This window comes from Phenylobacterium sp., assembly GCF_037189685.1.
Lineage (GTDB): Bacteria > Pseudomonadota > Alphaproteobacteria > Caulobacterales > Caulobacteraceae > Phenylobacterium.
In genome coordinates this window covers 20,506-36,455 of the sequence record NZ_JBBCIT010000041.1, presented here as the reverse complement: position 1 = coordinate 36,455, position 15,950 = coordinate 20,506, and the positions used below count along the sequence as shown (strand labels likewise).

General features: G+C 72.5%; 16 protein-coding genes. 8 read left to right on the top strand and 8 right to left on the bottom strand.

Annotation, left to right across the window (positions count from 1 at the left end; translation table 11 throughout):
* Window positions 1–252 precede the first annotated feature (252 nt).
* Window positions 253–1,200, top strand: a complete 948-nt coding sequence (locus tag WG212_RS20915; protein ID WP_337189049.1) for a cyclase family protein — start codon at window positions 253–255, stop codon at window positions 1,198–1,200.
* Here the strand turns inward: WG212_RS20915 and WG212_RS20910 are convergent.
* Window positions 1,178–1,966: a hypothetical protein gene (locus tag WG212_RS20910; RefSeq protein WP_337189048.1), complete on the bottom strand. Its 789-nt coding sequence runs from the start codon at window positions 1,964–1,966 to the stop codon at window positions 1,178–1,180. The two genes, WG212_RS20915 and WG212_RS20910, sit on opposite strands and share 23 nt — an antisense overlap.
* A 112-nt stretch (window positions 1,967–2,078) precedes the next feature.
* Between WG212_RS20910 and WG212_RS20905 the strand changes: the two genes are divergently transcribed.
* Both WG212_RS20905 and glp read left to right on the top strand, forming a co-directional pair.
* Window positions 2,079–2,954 (top strand): dienelactone hydrolase family protein, encoded by an 876-nt coding sequence (locus tag WG212_RS20905; protein WP_337189047.1) that lies wholly within the window; start codon window positions 2,079–2,081, stop codon window positions 2,952–2,954.
* Between the two features lie 42 nt (window positions 2,955–2,996).
* Window positions 2,997–4,187 (top strand): gephyrin-like molybdotransferase Glp, encoded by a 1,191-nt coding sequence (glp, locus tag WG212_RS20900; protein ID WP_337189046.1) that lies wholly within the window; start codon window positions 2,997–2,999, stop codon window positions 4,185–4,187.
* Between the two features lie 105 nt (window positions 4,188–4,292).
* Here the strand turns inward: glp and WG212_RS20895 are convergent, their stop codons facing one another.
* Window positions 4,293–5,279 carry an XdhC family protein gene (locus tag WG212_RS20895; protein ID WP_337189045.1) on the bottom strand — a complete coding sequence of 329 codons (987 nt, stop codon included), beginning with the start codon at window positions 5,277–5,279 and terminating at the stop codon, window positions 4,293–4,295.
* An 88-nt stretch (window positions 5,280–5,367) separates the two neighbouring features.
* Here WG212_RS20895 and WG212_RS20890 point away from each other — a divergent pair, with 88 nt between their 5' ends.
* Window positions 5,368–6,246 carry a bifunctional regulator KidO gene (locus tag WG212_RS20890; RefSeq protein WP_337189044.1) on the top strand — a complete coding sequence of 293 codons (879 nt, stop codon included), beginning with the start codon at window positions 5,368–5,370 and terminating at the stop codon, window positions 6,244–6,246.
* Between the two features lie 102 nt (window positions 6,247–6,348).
* Here WG212_RS20890 and WG212_RS20885 read toward each other — a convergent pair whose 3' ends face one another.
* Window positions 6,349–7,335 carry a malate dehydrogenase gene (locus WG212_RS20885; protein WP_337189043.1) on the bottom strand — a complete coding sequence of 329 codons (987 nt, stop codon included), beginning with the start codon at window positions 7,333–7,335 and terminating at the stop codon, window positions 6,349–6,351.
* Between the two features lie 61 nt (window positions 7,336–7,396).
* On the opposite strand from WG212_RS20885, the gene WG212_RS20880 reads away from it, so the two are divergent.
* Window positions 7,397–7,837, top strand: coding sequence for an HIT domain-containing protein (locus WG212_RS20880; RefSeq protein WP_337189042.1), 441 nt, complete (start codon window positions 7,397–7,399; stop codon window positions 7,835–7,837).
* A gap of 28 nt (window positions 7,838–7,865) precedes the next feature.
* On the opposite strand, the gene WG212_RS20875 is transcribed toward WG212_RS20880, so the two are convergent.
* Both WG212_RS20875 and tadA read right to left on the bottom strand, forming a co-directional pair.
* Window positions 7,866–8,747, bottom strand: a complete 882-nt coding sequence (locus WG212_RS20875) for an SDR family NAD(P)-dependent oxidoreductase (protein WP_337189041.1) — start codon at window positions 8,745–8,747, stop codon at window positions 7,866–7,868.
* 111 nt (window positions 8,748–8,858) lie between these two features.
* The gene (gene tadA, locus WG212_RS20870; RefSeq protein ID WP_337189040.1) at window positions 8,859–9,326 is read right to left on the bottom strand and encodes a tRNA adenosine(34) deaminase TadA; all 468 of its coding nucleotides are present in this window, start codon (window positions 9,324–9,326) and stop codon (window positions 8,859–8,861) included.
* A 12-nt stretch (window positions 9,327–9,338) separates the two neighbouring features.
* Here tadA and WG212_RS20865 point away from each other — a divergent pair, with 12 nt between their 5' ends.
* Complete coding sequence (locus WG212_RS20865) at window positions 9,339–10,529, top strand: pseudouridine synthase (RefSeq protein WP_337189039.1); 1,191 nt, start codon at window positions 9,339–9,341, stop codon at window positions 10,527–10,529.
* A gap of 35 nt (window positions 10,530–10,564) precedes the next feature.
* Here the strand turns inward: WG212_RS20865 and WG212_RS20860 are convergent, their stop codons facing one another.
* Window positions 10,565–11,365, bottom strand: a complete 801-nt coding sequence (locus WG212_RS20860; protein ID WP_337189038.1) for an enoyl-CoA hydratase/isomerase family protein — start codon at window positions 11,363–11,365, stop codon at window positions 10,565–10,567.
* A gap of 116 nt (window positions 11,366–11,481) precedes the next feature.
* Here WG212_RS20860 and rsmD point away from each other — a divergent pair, with 116 nt between their 5' ends.
* On the top strand, window positions 11,482–12,048 hold the full coding sequence (rsmD, locus tag WG212_RS20855; RefSeq protein WP_337189037.1) for a 16S rRNA (guanine(966)-N(2))-methyltransferase RsmD: 567 nt from the start codon (window positions 11,482–11,484) through the stop codon (window positions 12,046–12,048).
* 98 nt (window positions 12,049–12,146) lie between these two features.
* Here the strand turns inward: rsmD and rfbD are convergent, their stop codons facing one another.
* A complete protein-coding gene (rfbD, locus tag WG212_RS20850) occupies window positions 12,147–13,028 on the bottom strand; it encodes a dTDP-4-dehydrorhamnose reductase (RefSeq protein WP_337189036.1) in 882 nt (293 codons plus the stop codon).
* A 180-nt stretch (window positions 13,029–13,208) separates the two neighbouring features.
* Between rfbD and WG212_RS20845 the strand changes: the two genes are divergently transcribed.
* The gene (locus WG212_RS20845) at window positions 13,209–14,711 is read left to right on the top strand and encodes an MATE family efflux transporter (RefSeq protein WP_337189035.1); all 1,503 of its coding nucleotides are present in this window, start codon (window positions 13,209–13,211) and stop codon (window positions 14,709–14,711) included.
* Here WG212_RS20845 and WG212_RS20840 read toward each other — a convergent pair.
* Window positions 14,668–15,891, bottom strand: a complete 1,224-nt coding sequence (locus WG212_RS20840; protein ID WP_337189034.1) for a serine hydrolase domain-containing protein — start codon at window positions 15,889–15,891, stop codon at window positions 14,668–14,670. The genes WG212_RS20845 and WG212_RS20840 overlap by 44 nt on opposite strands.
* Between the last annotated feature and the right edge of the window lie 59 nt (window positions 15,892–15,950).

The following is a 15,950-nucleotide window of genomic DNA, read 5'->3' as shown; positions in this document are numbered from 1 at the left end:
GCGCACGCTTCGTCAGCCACGAAGCCAGACGAAAAATCCGGTCGGGAGTCCCGGGCCTCCGCGCGAGCGGAGGCTCCGCCATGTCACCGCGGAATCGCAGCTTCGCCTTCCGCGCTTTTCCGCATCTTCCGCGGTTCCTTGAATTTCGAGAGGCGCCGCTTCGCGGCCTCGCAGGACTGGAGCATGAGCTTGTCGCCGGCCGGGCTATCGTGACACGCTGGCCCTACAACAAGCAGGGCGAGGGAGGTGTTCATGGGCCGGACGGGATGGATCGCGGCGGGAGCCGCGCTGGCGGCCACGCTGATGGCGGGCGCGGCGACGGCGCACGAGGCCTGGTATCCGTCGGCCTACGGCGCGGCCGACACCCTGGGCGCCGTCAACAACCTCTCGCCCGAGGGCGTGAAACGCGCCGCCGCTCTGGTCACGACGGGCAAGGTCTATGCCCTGGGCGTCCCCACCGGCGTCTCGACCCCGGCCTACGGCGAGCGCAGATATTCCGTCGAACGGATACCCGGCCCTGCCGCCCCCCTGGCCCCGCCGGTCGGCGCGAACAAGGTCACCGCCTATGACGAGCGGGTCGTCACCAGCATGGGCATCGGCACCCAGATGGACGGCCTGGGCCACCTGGGCATCGACCACCGCTATTACAACGGCCTCCACGCCTCGCAGGTGAACACCGACAAGGGTTTCGCCCTCGACCTCGCCCGCGTGCCGCCCATCGTCACGCGCGGCGTCCTGATCGACATGGTCAGGCATTTCGGAAAGCCGCTCGCCGCCGGCCAGGCGTTCAACCGCGCCGACATCGAAGCGGCCATGCGCGCCCAGAAGGTCACCGTGGGCAAGGGCGACGTCGTCCTCTTCCACACCGGCTGGATGGCGGCCAAGGCCCAGAGCGACCGCGACGTCTTCCGCTCGACCGAGCCGGGCCTGGGCGAGGAGGGCGCGATCTGGCTGGCCGACCAGGGGGTGGTGGCCATCGGCGCCGACACCGTCGCCCTGGAGCCGATCCCGTTCGAGAACCCGGACCGGCCCTTCATCGTCCACCAGACCCTGCTGGCCAAGAAGGGCGTCCACGTCCTGGAGACCATCGACACCAACGCCCTGGCGGCCGACGGCGTGACCGAGTTCCTGTTCGTCCTGGGTCAGCCGCGGTTCGAGGGGACGGTCCAGATCGTGATCAATCCGGTCGCGATCCGCTGAGGTGGGCCTCGAAGCTCTCGATCGGCGCCTCGACGGACAGGACGCGTAGGGGAAACGCCCGCCAGGGCGCGTCGGGGTCCAGCCTGGACAGGTTCGCGACGAAGGCGTCCCGCAGCTCGGGCCGGATCGCCTCGCGGCTGTCGATGAGCTGGCCCCAGCTCGATGTGCCGGTCAGATGCAGCGGCCCTTTGGCCGGCGTCCGCGAAGCGACATAGTCCGCCGGGAACAGCCGCCGGTAGGCTTCGAGGTTGTAGAGCCAGGACTTCCCGCGGATCGTCCGCGCCTGAGGGTGCTCGCGCCGGACGTGGGCGGTCATCCGCGCCAGCTCCGCCCGCCGGCGGGGCGCCTTGCCGGCCGCCAGCGGCCCGCCCGCGCCGTCCGTGTCGGCGTTGAAGAAATGGATGCGCACCGCCCCGTCCGGCCGCGGCGCCTCGCAGGCAAAGCAGCCGAAGCCGTCCTGTCCGGGCAGGGGAAGCCGTTCGTCCTGCCCGTTCATGAACGCGTCCTGCGTCGCACGCACCTGGGCGGCCAGGCCGTCCGCCGCTTCCAGGGCCGTCGCGTAGGCGCGCCACGGGTTCCCGGCTGGCCCCGCCCGCGTCGCCTCGTCCGGCGAGCCGTAGCCGAACCGGCGGTGGAAGTTCGTGTATCGCCAGGCAGCCTCCCCCAGGGAGACGCCGGTCAGCCCGGCCATGTGCCCGGCCAGACGGAGCTGGGCCTCGAAATAGGGCCCCAGCGTCCGGGCCCGGATCTCACGCAGCGTCGCCATGCCCCTGACTATCATGTCGCGACGATCGCGAACCGCCGGTCGTCGCGAAGAGGTGGCGGATTCTCCAAAGACGACGCAACATCGCCGGCGACGGAAACCGAGGCGCCCCGCCATGTGCGACGACATCCACGAAGGCCTGATCCACGACCCCACGGTCTCGCGGCGGACATTCGGCCTGCTCTCGGCCGCCGCCGCCGGCGGGCTCGCCAGCCCCGCCCTGGCGGCCCCCGCGCTCGTCGACGGCGTGGTCGAGAAGGACGTCGAGGTGAAGACGCCCGACGGCCTGGCCGATGCGGCCCTCTTCCATCCGGCCGGCAAGGGCCGGTGGCCGGGGGTGGTGATCTGGTGCGATTTCCTGTCCCTGCGCCCAGTGTTCCGCGAGATGGGGCGGCGGCTGGCCGCGTCGGGCTACGTGGTCCTGGTCCCCAACTTCTATTACCGCTCGAGGAAGGCCCCGGTGTTCGAGGGCGCCTTCAACTTCGCCAGCCAGGACGACAGGGCGAAGATCGCGCCGCTGCGCGCCGCCCTCACCAACGACAAGGTCGACATCGACGCCGCCGCCTACGTCGATTTCCTGGACGCCCAGCCCCAGACCGACACGGCGAAGAAGATCGGCGTCCAGGGCTATTGCATGGGCGGGCCGTTCACCCTGCGGACCGCCGCCGTGCGGCCGGATCGGGTGGGCGCCGCGGCGACTTTCCACGCGAGCGTCCTGGTGTCGGACACGCCCGACAGCCCGCATCTCCTGATCCCGAAGACCAAGGCGGCCTATCTCGTCGCCACGGCCGACAACGACGACAAGCAGCGCCCGCAGGAGAAGGATCGGCTCCGCGCCGCCTTCGCCGCCGCCGGCCGCCCCGCCGCCGTCGAGGTCTATGAAGGCGCGAACCACGGCTGGTGCGTGAAGGGGAGCCCCGTCTACGACGAGGCCGCCGCGGAGAAGGCCTGGGCCGAGCTGCTCGCGCTCTACAGGGCTCATCTGGGATAGCACCCGGTTCGCCGCCGGCGGGATGACGGCTATATCGGACCCATGAAACTGCTTTCCGTCGATGACGCCCGGGCGCGGATGCTGGCCGAGGCCCTTGTTCCCGAGGCCGAGGCCGTGTCCCTGGAGGCGGCCGTGGGCCGCGTGCTGGCCGAGGACGTCGCCGCGGTCCGCGATCAGCCCCCTTTCCCGGCTTCGGCGATGGACGGCTGGGCGGTGCGCGCCGCCGACACGCCCGGCCGCCTGGCGATCGTCGGCGAGAGCGCGGCCGGCCACGCCTACGGCGGCGCCGTGGCGGCGGGCCAGGCCGTCCGCATCTTCACCGGCGCGGCGGTTCCCGCCGGCTGCGACGCGGTGGTCATCCAGGAAGACGCCACGGCCGCCGACGGTGTCGTCGCCGTGCCGCGGGCCTCGGCTGGCCATCATCTCCGTCCCGCGGGGGGCGACTTCCGGGCTGGCGAGACGCTGCTGCGTCGGGGCGCGGGGATCGACCCCTGGCGGCTGTCCCTGGCCGCCGCGGCGGGGCGGGCGACGCTTTCGGTGGCGCGCCGGCCGCGCATCGCCCTGTTCTCCACGGGCGAGGAGATCGTCGAGGCGCCGGCCGTCCCGGGACCGTTCCAGATCTACGATTCCGGCTCCCGCGCCCTGGCGGCCCTGGCCGAGGGCTGGGGGGCCGTGGTCCGCCGCGCGCGGCCGGTGCGCGACGACTTCGACGCCACCGTGGCCGCCCTGCGCGACGCCGAGGGCGATCTCGTGGTGACGGTGGGGGGCGCCTCGGTGGGCGACCACGATCTCGTGCGCGGCGCGGCCGAGGCGCTGGGCCTTCAGCTCCGCGTCGCCAGCGTGGCGATTCGGCCCGGCAAGCCCACCTTCTTCGGCCTCCTCGGCGACGGGCGTCGGCTGCTGGGCCTGCCGGGCAACCCCGCCTCGGCGATGGTCTGCGCCGAACTGTTCCTTCGCCCGCTGATCGCGGCCTGCCAGGGCGCGGATCCCGCGCTGCCCATGCGTCGCGCCCGGCTGGACGCGCCCCTGCCGGCCAACGGCCCGCGCGAACACTGGATGCGCGCCCGGCTCGGCCATGCCGACGCCGGCCTCACCGCCCGCCCCTACCGGGACCAGGACTCCTCGCTGGTCGGCGTCTTCGCCGCCGCCGACGCCCTGCTCGTCCGCCCCGCCGGCGCTCCGGCGGCCGGGGCCGGCGACCTCGTCGACGTCCTCCCGCTCGCCCGGGCTTAGCCGCCGCCGGCGATCGGCCAGGAGCTCACGCACGAGGTACGAGCGGGCGAAAGGGGAATGCTGGCCTCCGCTCGCGCGGAGGCTGGAGGGCCGCGGCCGGGCGCGCTACGACGCCAGGGCCTGCGCCGTCGAAGCCGTGAGCGCGGCGGCGTGGCGCAGGGCGGTGATCTCGCCGATCACCGAGACCGCCACCTCGAACGGCGCCTTGCCGCCGATGTCGAGGCCGATGGGCGCGCGCAGGCGTGCGATCGCCGCCGCCGGCAAACCCTCATGCTCCAGCTCCGCCAGCCGGCCCGCCAGCCGCCGCCGGGCGCCGAGCAGGCCCACATAGCCGGCCTCGGAGGGCAGGGCGGCCTTCAGCGCCGCGCGGTCCGTGTCGAGGTCGTGGGTGGCCACCGCCACATAGGTCCAGGGGTCCAGGCCGACGGCGGCCAGCGCCTCGGCCGGTTCGTCCCGGCGATAGGCGATCCCGGCCACCGGCGGGGGCGTCGAGGGGCCCTTGGGTCGAACCAGGGTGGTCTCGAAGCCCGAGCGCGCCCCCAGCTCGGCGATGGCCAGCGCCGTGGGGTCGCCGCCCACGATCACCAGCCGCGGCGTCGGATCGTAGGCGCGGACCACGCTGGAGCCCGCGAACACTGCCGCCCCGGCGGCGCAGGCCCGCCGCGTTCCGTCGCTGACGTAGGCGACCGCCCGACGCGCGGTCCAGGCGTCCAGCAGCTCGGCCAGGGCGGGATCGTCGGGCGCGATCCGCTCCAGCACGATCTCGATGCGCGCGCCGCACAGCAAGCGGATATCGGGCCAGGGGCTGCCCTCGCCATAGACCAGGGTCCGGGGCCGTCCGTCGGCTAGGCACGCGCGGGCGTGACCGGCGACGTCGCCCTCGACGCAGCCGCCCGAGAAGTACCCGGCGACGAGCCCGGGCGCGAAGACCATCTGGGTGCCCTCGGGCCGCGGCCCGCCGCCGCCCACGGCGACCAGGGTTCCCAGGACGAACGCGTGGCCCGCCGCCCGCGCGGCGGCCATCGCCGGGCGCACGTCCTCGGCCAGGCCGAACATCGGCCATTCCGGAAGATCGGGGACAGAGTCAATCACGCGTTAATCATCGGTGGGATACGGGTTCTTAGTCATCCCTGCGTCAAAATGGCCGCTCGAACGGATTTCACCAAGCACCCGGGCCTGAATGACTTCACCGCTCCAGAAACTCGGCCTCGGGACCAGCCAGTTCGGTCTCGACCAACCGCCCGGCCCAACGCCCGGCCCCAGGGGCCGGCCGCGTGAAGCCGAAGCGCGTGACATCCTCTCGATCGCCGGGCGGTCGGGCCTCTCGGTTCTGGAAGTGGCGCGCCAGACGACCACCACCGACACCCTGCTGCGCGCAGCCCTGCCCCAGCCGATCCCGTTCCGAATCACCCTGACCGCCATCCGGCCCGAACGCGGCCCCGACGCCGTCGAGGCCGAGCTGCGCGCGCAGATGACGCGGCTGGGGGTCGAGCGGGTGGACGCCGTCGTCGCGCCGTCGGCCACCGACCTGTTCTCGCCGCTGGGCCCGGCCCTGTGGGACCGCCTCAAGGCGCTCAAGGACCAGGGCCTGTGCCGGCGCATCGGCGTGCCGGTCTACGCTTCGGACGATCCGGTGGGCGTGACCCGCCGCTTCAAGCCCGACCTCGTCCAGGCGCCCGCCTCGCTGCTGGACCAGCGCCTGCTGCTCGACGGCTCGTTGGAGACGATCGCGGGAATGGGCGTCGAGGTCCACCTGCGCTCGATCTTCCTGAACGGCGTCCTCTTCCTGCCGCCCGACCGCGCGCCCAGCCACCTGAAGGCCGCCGCCGGCCGCATCTCGCGCGCGCGGCGCCTGATCGCCGAAGGCCGCTCCGATCCGCTCCAGGCCGCCCTGGGCTTTGCGCTGACCCGGCCCGAGGCCAGCCACGTCCTCGTGGGCGTCACCTCGGCCGCCGAGATGAGCGCCGTCGTGGCCGCGGCCATGAGCCCGCCGCCCGACCTCGACTGGGACGAGATGGCCATCGACGACCCCGAGGCCCTGAACTGGGCCGCCGCCTGACGCCACCAGCGTCATGCAACGAGCCCGCCGCGGGTTGCGGCGGGCTCGATGGTCTTCCAGGTCCTTCGGGAGGCGTCCGCCGCGGCCGGCCGCGGCGGGGCGTCAGCCCAGCATGTCCTTCACCGTGTCGCGCTCGCCGACGAGCTCGTCGTTGGTGATCTTGATCTTCGACGTGGCGAAGTCGTCCATCTCGTAGCTGGTGATGACCTCGTAGGCGCCCGGCGCGGTGGTCTTGACGGGCATCCCGGCCCAGACGCCATCGTCGAAGCCGTAGCGGCCCTCGCTGGCCACGGCCACCGAATGGATCGCGCCCGGCGTGACGAGGTCGCGGACATGGTCGATCAGGGCGTTGGCGGCCGAGGCGGCCGAGGACTGGCCGCGGGCGTCGATGATCGCCGCGCCGCGCTTGCCGACCGTCGGCAGGTACTCGGTCTCCAGCCAGGCGCGGTCGGTGATCACGTCGGTCACCGCCTTGCCGCCGATCCTGGCGTGGGTGAAGTCGGCGAACATCGTCGGGCTGTGGTTGCCGTAGATGAACAGCTCGGAGACGTCGGTCACCGGGACGCCGGCCTTCTTGGCCAGCTGGTTGCGGCCGCGGTTCTCGTCCAGGCGCACCATCGCGGTGAAGCGGTCGGGCGTCAGGCGCCTGGCCTGGCTGGCGGCGATCATCACGTTGGTGTTGCAGGGGTTGCCCACCACCGCGACGCGGGCGTCGTCGGCGGCGTTGGCGTCGATCGACTTGCCCTGGGCAATGAAGATCTTGCCGTTGTCCTTGAGCAGGTCGGCCCGCTCCATGCCGGGGCCGCGGGGCTTGGAGCCCACCAGCAGGCACCAGTTGGCGTCCTTGAAGGCCACGTCCGGGTCGCCGGTCAGCACCATGTCCTGGAGAAGCGGGAAGGCGCAGTCCTCCAGCTCCATGGCCACGCCCTTCAGCGCCTTCTGCGGGCCCTCGACCGGGATCTCCAGCAGTTGCAGGATCACCGGCTGGTCCTTGCCCAGCATCTCGCCCGAGGCGATCCGGAACAGCAGGGCGTAGCCGATGTTTCCGGCCGCGCCGGTGACCGCCACGCGGATGGGCTTCTTCGCCATGGGTGACCACTCCTCATTGTGATGTCGGCGCGGGCTCTAGCTCGTTGACGCCCGTGCGGCAATGCCGCACCCGCTTGCGGCCATGTTCGATCTGCATCCGGCCTTCCCCGCCACCTCCGAAAGCGTGGGCGACCTGGCCCTCTGCCACGTCCGGCTGCACGGCGACGCCCGCTGGCCGTGGCTGGTGCTGCTCCCGCGGGTGGCGGGCGCGACCGAGCTCGAGCACCTGTCGGGCGCCGAGCGCGGGCGGCTGGTGGAGGAGGTGGTCCAGGCCGGGACGGCGGTGCGCGCCGTGGGCGAGGCCCTGGGCCTTCCGGTCGCCAAGCTGAACGTGGGCCAGCTCGGCAACATCACGCCGCAGCTCCACGTCCATGTGATCGGCCGATGGGCCGGCGATCCCGCCTGGCCCGGCCCGGTGTGGGGCCACGGGACCGCCGCCGCCTTCGACGCCGACGGCCTGGAACGCGCGCTGGCGGCGGCCCGCGCCAGCCTGGCGCTGTAGCGGGCCGGGTCCCGGCCCAACCCGCCGGCTAACCTGCCGGCGCCAGCCGATGCACGTTCTCGGCCACGTCGAAGAAGACCTTCGAGGCGTTCTCGGCCACCTCCTGGGCGGTGTAGGGCCGGCCGGGCGTGAAGCCCTCGGTCTCCAGCATCTTGATCTCGCGAACGCCACGCGCCGAGACGCCCAGGATCTTGCCCGAGTGCTCGGCGGCCAGGTCCGAGACCATGTAGAGCACCCCCGGCGCCACGTTCTCGGGCAGGCTCAGCGGGTCGGGTTCGCGCCCCTGGCGGCCGGGCAGGTCCGAGGTCATCCGGGTGTAGGCGCCGGGCGCCAGGCCCATGACGCGGATGTTGTACTTGCGGCCTTCGATCGCCATCACCCGGACCATGCCGTAGATGCCGGCCTTGGCCGCGCCGTAGTTCGTCTGGCCGAAGTTGCCGTAGAGGCCCGAAGTGGACGAGGTCAGCACCATCGAGCCGCCGCCGTTCTCCTTCATCCACTTCCACACCGGCAGGGCGCAGCAGTAGGTCCCCTTCAGGTGCACCTTGATGACCGCGTCCCAGTCGGCCTCGGACGTGTTGGCGAACGACTTGTCGCGCAGGATGCCGGCGTTGCAGACCAGGATGTCCACCCGGCCGAACGCGTCCAGCGCCGCCTTCAGGATGTTCTCGCCGCCCTGCACGGTCGAGACGTCGTCGCCGTTGGCCACGGCCCGGCCGCCGGCCGCGACGATGGCGTCCACCACCTTCTGAGCCGCCGAGACGTCGGCGCCCGATCCGTCCCGCGCGCCGCCCAGGTCGTTGACCACGACCGCGGCGCCTTCCTTCGCGAACAGCTTGGCGTAGGCCTCGCCCAGCCCGTTGCCCGCGCCTGTGATGATGGCGACCTTTCCGTCGAGCAGTCCCGCCATGACGTCCTCCCATACCGTTCTTTTGGAGGATCATCGGGCCGGCGGGGGCCGGTTGGCAAGGCGCCCCGCACCCTTCGCGCCATGAGGGCTCGTCACGCCGCTCGCCGGATCTCAGGCCTCCGGCCCGGAAGTCCCCGGCCGCGGCTTGCGCCGGGCGCGGAAGAAGCCGCGCAGCAGGTCGGCCGACTCCTCGGCCAGCACGCCCCCCGCCACCGCCGGCCGCCAGTGGCAGGTGGGCTGGTCGAAGACGCGCGGGCCGTGGACCACCGCCCCACCCTTCGGGTCGTCGGCGCCGTAGACCAGCCGCCCGATCCGCGCGTGGCTGATGGCGCCGGCGCACATGGCGCAGGGCTCCAGGGTGACGAACAGCTCCAGGCCCGTGAGGCGATAGTTCCCCAGCTTCTCCGCCGCCGCGCGGATGGCGACGATCTCGGCGTGGGCGGTGGGGTCTTGGGCGCCGATGGGCCGGTTCGCGCCGACGGCCACCACCTCGCCGGTCGCCGGATCCACGATCACCGCGCCCACGGGCGTCTCGCCGGCCGCGGCGGCGGCTTGCGCGGCTTCGAGCGCGATGCGCATTGTCCGGCGGTCATGGTCCACGATCCCCTACGAACCCAGCCGCACGCGTCCGGTCAAGCCGGGACCGACGCCGATGACCCCGACAGCGAAGCGGCCGGCGAGCGCGTCGCCAAGCTTCTGGCCCGCGCCGGCGTCGGTTCCCGCCGCGACGTCGAGCGCCTGATCGCCGAGGGCCGGGTGGCCGTCAACGGCCGCGCGCTGGAGACCCCCGCGGTCAAGGTCGAGGCCGGCGACATCGTCACCGTCGACGGCGAGGTGGTGGGCGAGCCCGAGCCCGCCCGCCTGTTCCGCTATCACAAGCCCGTGGGCCTGGTGACGACCCACAAGGACCCGGCGGGCCGCCCCACCGTGTTCGCCGCCCTGCCCGAGGGCCTGCCGCGGCTGATCTCGGTGGGCCGCCTCGACCTGAGTTCCGAAGGCCTGCTACTGCTCACCAACGACGGCGAGCTGGCGCGCGCGCTGGAGTCGCCCGCCACCGGGATCGTGCGCCGCTACCGCGCCCGCGCCTACGGCCGCACGACCCAGGCCGCGCTGGACCGGCTGAAGGACGGCGTCACCGTCGACGGCGTGCGTTACGGCGCCATCGAGGCCCGGCTCGACAAGGCGAAGGAGGGTCGCGAGGGCGCGAACCTCTGGATCACCGTCACCCTGCACGAAGGCAAGAACCGCGAGGTGCGCCGGGTGCTGGAATCCCTCGGGCTGAAGGTGAACCGCCTGATCCGCCTGGCCTACGGCCCCCTGGCGCTCGGCACGCTGGACGTCGGCGAGGTGGAGGAGGTGGGTCCCCGCGTGATCCGCGAGCAGTTCGCCGCCCACATCGACCCGGCCAACCTGCCCACGGGCGAACGGCCCCAGTACCGTTCGCCCGCGAAGAAGGCCCGCCGCGCCGCCCAGGCGCCGGCGGCCGCGGAGTCCGCGCCGGAGTCCAGGTCCGAGGCGAAGCCGGCGAAGAAGACCTACAAGGCCGGCTGGGCCAAGGCGAAGCCCAAGGCCCGTCCGCATCCCCCGCCCAAGCGCAAGTCCTCCGCCGCGCCCCAGGCGCCGCTTCGCGATTCCACCCGCCCACGGGAAGCCGTCGCAGAACGCCCCTCCCCGCAAGGGGGAGGGGCGAACCAAGGCCGCCAGCGCTTTTCGCAACGACCCCCCTCAGCGAAAGAAGGGGGCGTCCGAAGCTTTCCCCGAACCTGGCCCCGAACCTGGTGAGGAGAGGGCGCGAGGCCGCGGCGTCGGCAAGGGGCCTAAATCCGCTGGATCTCCGCGGGCGGCCGGCCCTGGCCCAGCCCCGCGCGGGCCGAAGCCGTCGACATCACCTCGAGGAAAGCCCGGCGCTCGTCGGCCAGCCCCTCCCAAACCGGGCGGTCGAGGGCCGCGCGGGTGAGCCGCTTGGCGTAGGCCAGCCCCTCGGCGCCGCGCCCCGCCCACTCGGCGGCGATCTCCAGCGCGCGCGCCAGCGGGTCGTCGGCCAGCTCGTGGACCAGGCCGATGGCGTGGGCCTGCTCGCCCCGGAACGTCAGGCCGCGCAGGATGATCTCCAGCGCCTTCGCCTCGCCCACCACGCGCGGCAGCCGCTGCGTGCCGCCGCCGCCGGGAAAGATGCCGACCCGCGTCTCGGGCAGGCCGATGGCCTCCACGTCCGGCGCCGCGATCCGCAGGTCGCAGGCCAGGGTCAGCTCGAACCCGCCGCCCATGCAGAGGCCGTTGATCGCGGCGACCACGGGCTTGGGCGCCTCGAAGATGGCGTCCACCAGCGCCAGGTATCCTTCCGTCGGCCGCGCCCCCGGGTCGGTCGGCGGGGGCGGCGGTGGGCCGTCCTTCAGTCGCTCGCCCATCGCACCCAGCTCGTCCACGTCGTAGTGGCGGATGAAGACGCCGGGCAGGCCGCCGGTGATCACCACCGACCGCACCGCCGGGTCGGCCGCCAGGGGCCGGAACGCCTCCAGCATCTCCTGCGCGCCCGGCGCGGTCATCGTGCCGAACGGGGGGTTGGCGTAGGTGACGACGGCCGTCCCGCCGCGCCGTTCGACCGTGACCAGGCTCATGCGTCCTCCTCCTTGTCTCCGCGCTCTTGCGTCTTGGCCGAAACCTTGGAACGGGAGACCCCAGTCATCAAGAAGGCCAGGGTCGCAGGAGTCCCCGGCCATAGGGAGTCACGGGCTTGCGCATCGTCTCGGGAGAATTCCGCGGCCGGCCGATCGTCGCGCCCGAGGGCGAGGCCACCCGCCCCACCTCGGACCGCGCGCGCCAGGCGATCTTCAACATCCTGGAGCATGCGCCCTGGTCGCCGGGCCTCCGGGACCGGCGCGTGATCGACCTCTTCGCCGGCTCGGGCGCCCTGGGCTTCGAGGCCCTGTCGCGCGGCGCCGCCTTCTGCCTGTTCGTCGAGACGGGCGAGGCGGCCCGCGGCGCCATCCGCGAGACCGTCGACGCCTTCGGCCTCTTCGGCCGCATCCGTGTCCACCGCCGCTCCGCCGTCGACCTGGGCGTGCGCCCCGGCGCGGATGGCCCGGCCTTCGACCTGGCCTTCCTCGACCCGCCCTACGCCCAGGGCCTGGGCGAACAGGCCCTGGCGCGCCTCGCTGAAGGCGGCTGGCTGGCGCCGGGCGCGGTCGTGGTCTTCGAACGCGGCGTGTCCGAGCCGACGCCCGAGACGCCCGGCTACGAAGTCCTCGACGCCCGCGACTACGGCGCCGCGCGGGTGCATTTCCTGAGGTTTGCGGCCTGACGCGCTCGCGCGCCTCCGCTGTCCGCGGTTCGTTGAATCCGGAAGACGCCGCGGCGCGGCCTTGCAGGACCGGGCGTCGGCGCCTGTCGCCCGACGCGTTAGCCCTTCAGTTCCGCGACGATGTCGGCCAGCGCCGCCTGCCACGGCCGGGGCGTGACGCCGTACACGCGCTCGAGCCGCCCCAGGTCCATCGTCGCGCGCAGGGGGCGGCGGGCCGGGGTCACGTAGTCGGCGGTGCGTTGCCCGCCCACCTCGGGCGCCGCTTCGCCCAGCGCCTGGGCGAAGATCTCCACCGCGAAGTCGCGCCAGGTCACCTCGCCCGTGTTGGCGAAATGGACGGTCCCGAACAGCGGGTCGCCGGCGGGCGCCGCCGCCAGTCGCGGCGCGAGGCCCAGGATGAAGCCCGCCAGGTCTCCCGCCGAGGTGGGCCGGCCGGCCTGGTCGTCCACCACCTTCAGGGGGTTCCCGGCCGCCGCCACGCGTAGCATCGTCTTCACGAAGTTCTTGCCGTGGGGCGAGACCACCCACGAGGTGCGGATGTTGAGCGCGCGGGGATTGGCCGCCGCCACCGTCCGCTCGCCCTCCAGCTTGGTGCGGCCATAGGCGTTGAGCGGGTTCGTCGGCGCGTCCTCGGCATAGGGGGCGCCCCCGTCGCCGTCGAAGACGTAGTCGGTCGAGACGTTGATCAACGCGGCGCCCGCCTCGCGCGCCGCAGCCGCGATCGCGCCGGGCGTGAGCGCGTTCACCGTCCGGGCCAGGTCGCCCTCGGTCTCGGCCAGGTCCACGGCGGTATAGGCGGCGGCGATGACCACCACGTCCGGGCGGTGCGCCCGCACCTGGGCGGCCGCCGCGTCCGGATCGGCCAGGTCCGCTTCGGCGCGGCCCAGGGCGGTGACGGCGACGTCGTGTCCGGGCGCCTGGCGCAGCAGCTCGACGCCGAGCTGACCGGTGGTTCCGAACTGTAGGATCTTCAGGGTCATGCGGCTTCCTTAGCGCGAAAGCCGGCCGCCTCAAGCTGTCGTGAAGTCGTCATGCGACCGCCCGCCGTGCTTGAACCTGCCCGGCGCGCGCCCTTAGAAGCCTCGGTGCGGGCCGGTCGGGCCGAGCGAGCGGGGGCGAAGGTGGACAGTCCGGGGGAAGCGGCGCGAGGACCCGGCCGCATGGCCGGCGGCCGCAAGGTCCCGGACCTGACCACCGGCCCGATCGGCAGGACGCTGGTCCTGTTCGCCCTCCCGGTGATGGCGACCAACATCCTCCACTCGGTGAACGGTTCGGCCAACGCCGTTTGGGTCAGCCATATCCTGGGCGAGGCGGCGCTGACCGCCACGGTCAACGCCAACCAGATCATGTTCCTCATGCTGGGCGCGGTGTTCGGCCTGTCGATGGCGTCCAACATCATGATCGGCCAGGCGGTGGGCGCCCGCGACGAGGCCCAGGCCAAGAAGGTGATCGGCACCTCCACCGCCTTCTTCGTCGCCGTGTCCCTCAGCGTCGGCCTGCTGGGCGTCTGGCTGACCCCGCACATCCTCGACGCGATGGGCACCCCGGCCGCGGCGCGCCGCGACGCCATCGCCTACCTGCGGGTGATCTTCTCGGCCATGCCGTTCATGTACTTCTTCTCGTACGTGATGATGGCCCAGCGCGGCGTGGGCGACAGCCGCACGCCGTTCTACTTCTCGATCCTGATGGTGGCGCTGGACATCGTCCTGAACCCCCTGCTGATCACCGGCTATGGGCCGTTCCCCGAACTGGGGATCGCCGGCTCGGCCACCGCCACCCTGATCGCGCAGACGATCACCCTCGCGGCCATGATCGTCCATCTGTATCGCCGCAAGTCCATCCTGGTGCTGCGCCCGGGCGAGTTCCGGCTGCTGGTCCCCGACCTGCCCATCATCCGCGGCCTGGTGTTCAAGGGCGTGCCGATGAGCTTCCAGATGATGGTCACCTCGCTGGCGGCGGTGACCATGATGAGCCTGGTCAACCGCCACGGCGTCGAGACCTCGGCGGCCTACGGCGCGGCGGCCCAGCTCTGGACCTATGTGCAGATGCCGGCCATGGCCCTGGGCGCCGCCGTCTCGTCGATGGCGGCCCAGAACGTCGGCGCCGGCCGCATGGACCGGGTGGAGCAGATCGCGCGGACCGGTTCGCTCTGGGCGCTTCTGTTCACGGCGGTCCCCGTGGTGCTGATCTACCTGGCCGACCCCTGGGTGCTGCGCGCCTTCCTGCCGGGCGACAGCCCCTCGCTGCCCATCGCCATCCACATCAATTCGATCGTGCTCTGGGGCTTCATCCCCTTCGGCATCGCCTTCATCTTCTCGGGCGTGGTGCGGGCGACGGGGGCGGTGTGGCCGCCCCTGCTGGCGATGGTCATCTCGCTCTGGGTGGTGCGGGTGCCGCTGGCCACGGCGCTGGAGCCGCACATGGGCGCCGAGGCGATCTGGATCAGCTTCCCGATCGGCTCGGCCGTGACCCTGATCCTGGCGGCGGGCTACTACGTCTGGGGCGGCTGGCGGACGTCGCGGATGCTGCCCACCACGCCGCCCGTCACCGACGAGCCCGACACCGGCTTCGGCCAGCCGATGATCGAGGAGGCCGAGGCCCTGGCCGACGCCGCCGAGGCTAGCCGTAGGTCTCCATCAGCGCCGAATACACCAGGGTCCTGAGCTCGCGCCGGACCGGATAGGTGGACGACGGCAGGAGCTGGGTCATGAACACCGCCGTCACCTGCTCGACGGGATCGACCCAGAACGCGGTCGAGGCGGCGCCGCCCCAGTAGAATTCGCCCAGGCTGCACGGCACCAGGGTCTGGGGCGGGTCGAACACCACCGCGAAGCCCAGGCCGAAGCCCACGCCGGCGTTGGTGCTCTCCGAGAACAGCGAGCGTGACACCTGGGTCAGGTCGGCCCCGCCGGGCAGGTGGTTGGACGCCATCAGCTCGATGGTCTTGGGCGCCAGGATGCGCGCGCCGTCCAGTTCGCCGCCGTTCAGCAGCATGGTGGCGAAGCGCATGTAGTCGGCCGCCGTGCCCACCAGCCCGCCGCCGCCCGACAGCAACGCCGGCGGCGCCAGGTAGGGGCTCTTCTGCGGGTCGTCCTGAAGCTTCATCTTGCCGCCTGGCGCGGCGTTGTAGCAGGCGGCGAAGCGGGCGCGCTGGTCGTCCCGCACGTGGAAGCCGGTGTCGGCCATCTTCAGGGGCTCGAAGATGCGCTCGCGGTAGACCTCGTCCAGGGGCTTGCCGGCCAGCGTCTGCACCAGCCAGCCGCAGACGTCCGTGGAGACCGAGTAGTTCCAGGCCTCGCCCGGCGAGAACTCCAGCGGCTGCTTCGCCAGCATCCGGATCATGGCCTCCAGGTCGTGGCCGGCGTGCATCTCCTCCAGCTTCAGCTTGCGATAGGCCGCGTCCACGTTCGTCCGGTTCTGGAAGCCGTAGGTGAGTCCCGAGGTGTGGCGCAGCAGGTCGACCACCTGCATCGGCCGCGCCGGCGGCGTGGTCAGGTAGGGGTCCGCGCCGGCCGAGAACACGCCCATCCCCTTCCATTCCGGGATGTGTCGCTCCACGGGGTCGTCCAGGGCGATGCGGCCCTCTTCCACGAACTGCATCAGCGCCACCGAGGTGACCGGCTTGGTCATCGAATAGATGCGGAAGACCGTGTCCTCGGCGATGGGCGTCCCGCGCTCGACGTCCCGGTGGCCCAGCAGGGTCTGGTGGACCACCTCGCCGTCGCGGGCGAGCAGGAACTGGGCGCAGGGCATCCGGCCGGGGCCGACGTATCGTTCCTCCAGGAACCGGTCGATCCGCTGAAGCCGCTCCTTCGAGAACCCGTGCTGCTTGGCCTTGCCCATGCGCCTCTCCCTGATTTGCCCGTCCCTGTTTGTCCGCATTTGGTCTTGCCTTCCCGGCG

What these genes read in the sequence shown, in the direction of transcription:
- WG212_RS20915 (WP_337189049.1), top strand. Translation starts at nt 253, where the DNA reads ATGGGCCGGACGGGATGGATCGCGGCGGGAGCCGCGCTGGCGGCCACG.
- WG212_RS20910 (WP_337189048.1), bottom strand. Translation starts at nt 1,966, where the DNA reads ATGGCGACGCTGCGTGAGATCCGGGCCCGGACGCTGGGGCCCTATTTC.
- WG212_RS20905 (WP_337189047.1), top strand. Translation starts at nt 2,079, where the DNA reads ATGTGCGACGACATCCACGAAGGCCTGATCCACGACCCCACGGTCTCG.
- glp (WP_337189046.1), top strand. Translation starts at nt 2,997, where the DNA reads ATGAAACTGCTTTCCGTCGATGACGCCCGGGCGCGGATGCTGGCCGAG.
- WG212_RS20890 (WP_337189044.1), top strand. Translation starts at nt 5,368, where the DNA reads ATGACTTCACCGCTCCAGAAACTCGGCCTCGGGACCAGCCAGTTCGGT.
- WG212_RS20885 (WP_337189043.1), bottom strand. Translation starts at nt 7,335, where the DNA reads ATGGCGAAGAAGCCCATCCGCGTGGCGGTCACCGGCGCGGCCGGAAAC.
- WG212_RS20880 (WP_337189042.1), top strand. Translation starts at nt 7,397, where the DNA reads ATGCCGCACCCGCTTGCGGCCATGTTCGATCTGCATCCGGCCTTCCCC.
- WG212_RS20875 (WP_337189041.1), bottom strand. Translation starts at nt 8,747, where the DNA reads ATGGCGGGACTGCTCGACGGAAAGGTCGCCATCATCACAGGCGCGGGC.
- tadA (WP_337189040.1), bottom strand. Translation starts at nt 9,326, where the DNA reads ATGCGCATCGCGCTCGAAGCCGCGCAAGCCGCCGCCGCGGCCGGCGAG.
- WG212_RS20865 (WP_337189039.1), top strand. Translation starts at nt 9,339, where the DNA reads ATGGTCCACGATCCCCTACGAACCCAGCCGCACGCGTCCGGTCAAGCC.
- WG212_RS20860 (WP_337189038.1), bottom strand. Translation starts at nt 11,365, where the DNA reads ATGAGCCTGGTCACGGTCGAACGGCGCGGCGGGACGGCCGTCGTCACC.
- rfbD (WP_337189036.1), bottom strand. Translation starts at nt 13,028, where the DNA reads ATGACCCTGAAGATCCTACAGTTCGGAACCACCGGTCAGCTCGGCGTC.
- WG212_RS20845 (WP_337189035.1), top strand. Translation starts at nt 13,209, where the DNA reads ATGGCCGGCGGCCGCAAGGTCCCGGACCTGACCACCGGCCCGATCGGC.
- WG212_RS20840 (WP_337189034.1), bottom strand. Translation starts at nt 15,891, where the DNA reads ATGGGCAAGGCCAAGCAGCACGGGTTCTCGAAGGAGCGGCTTCAGCGG.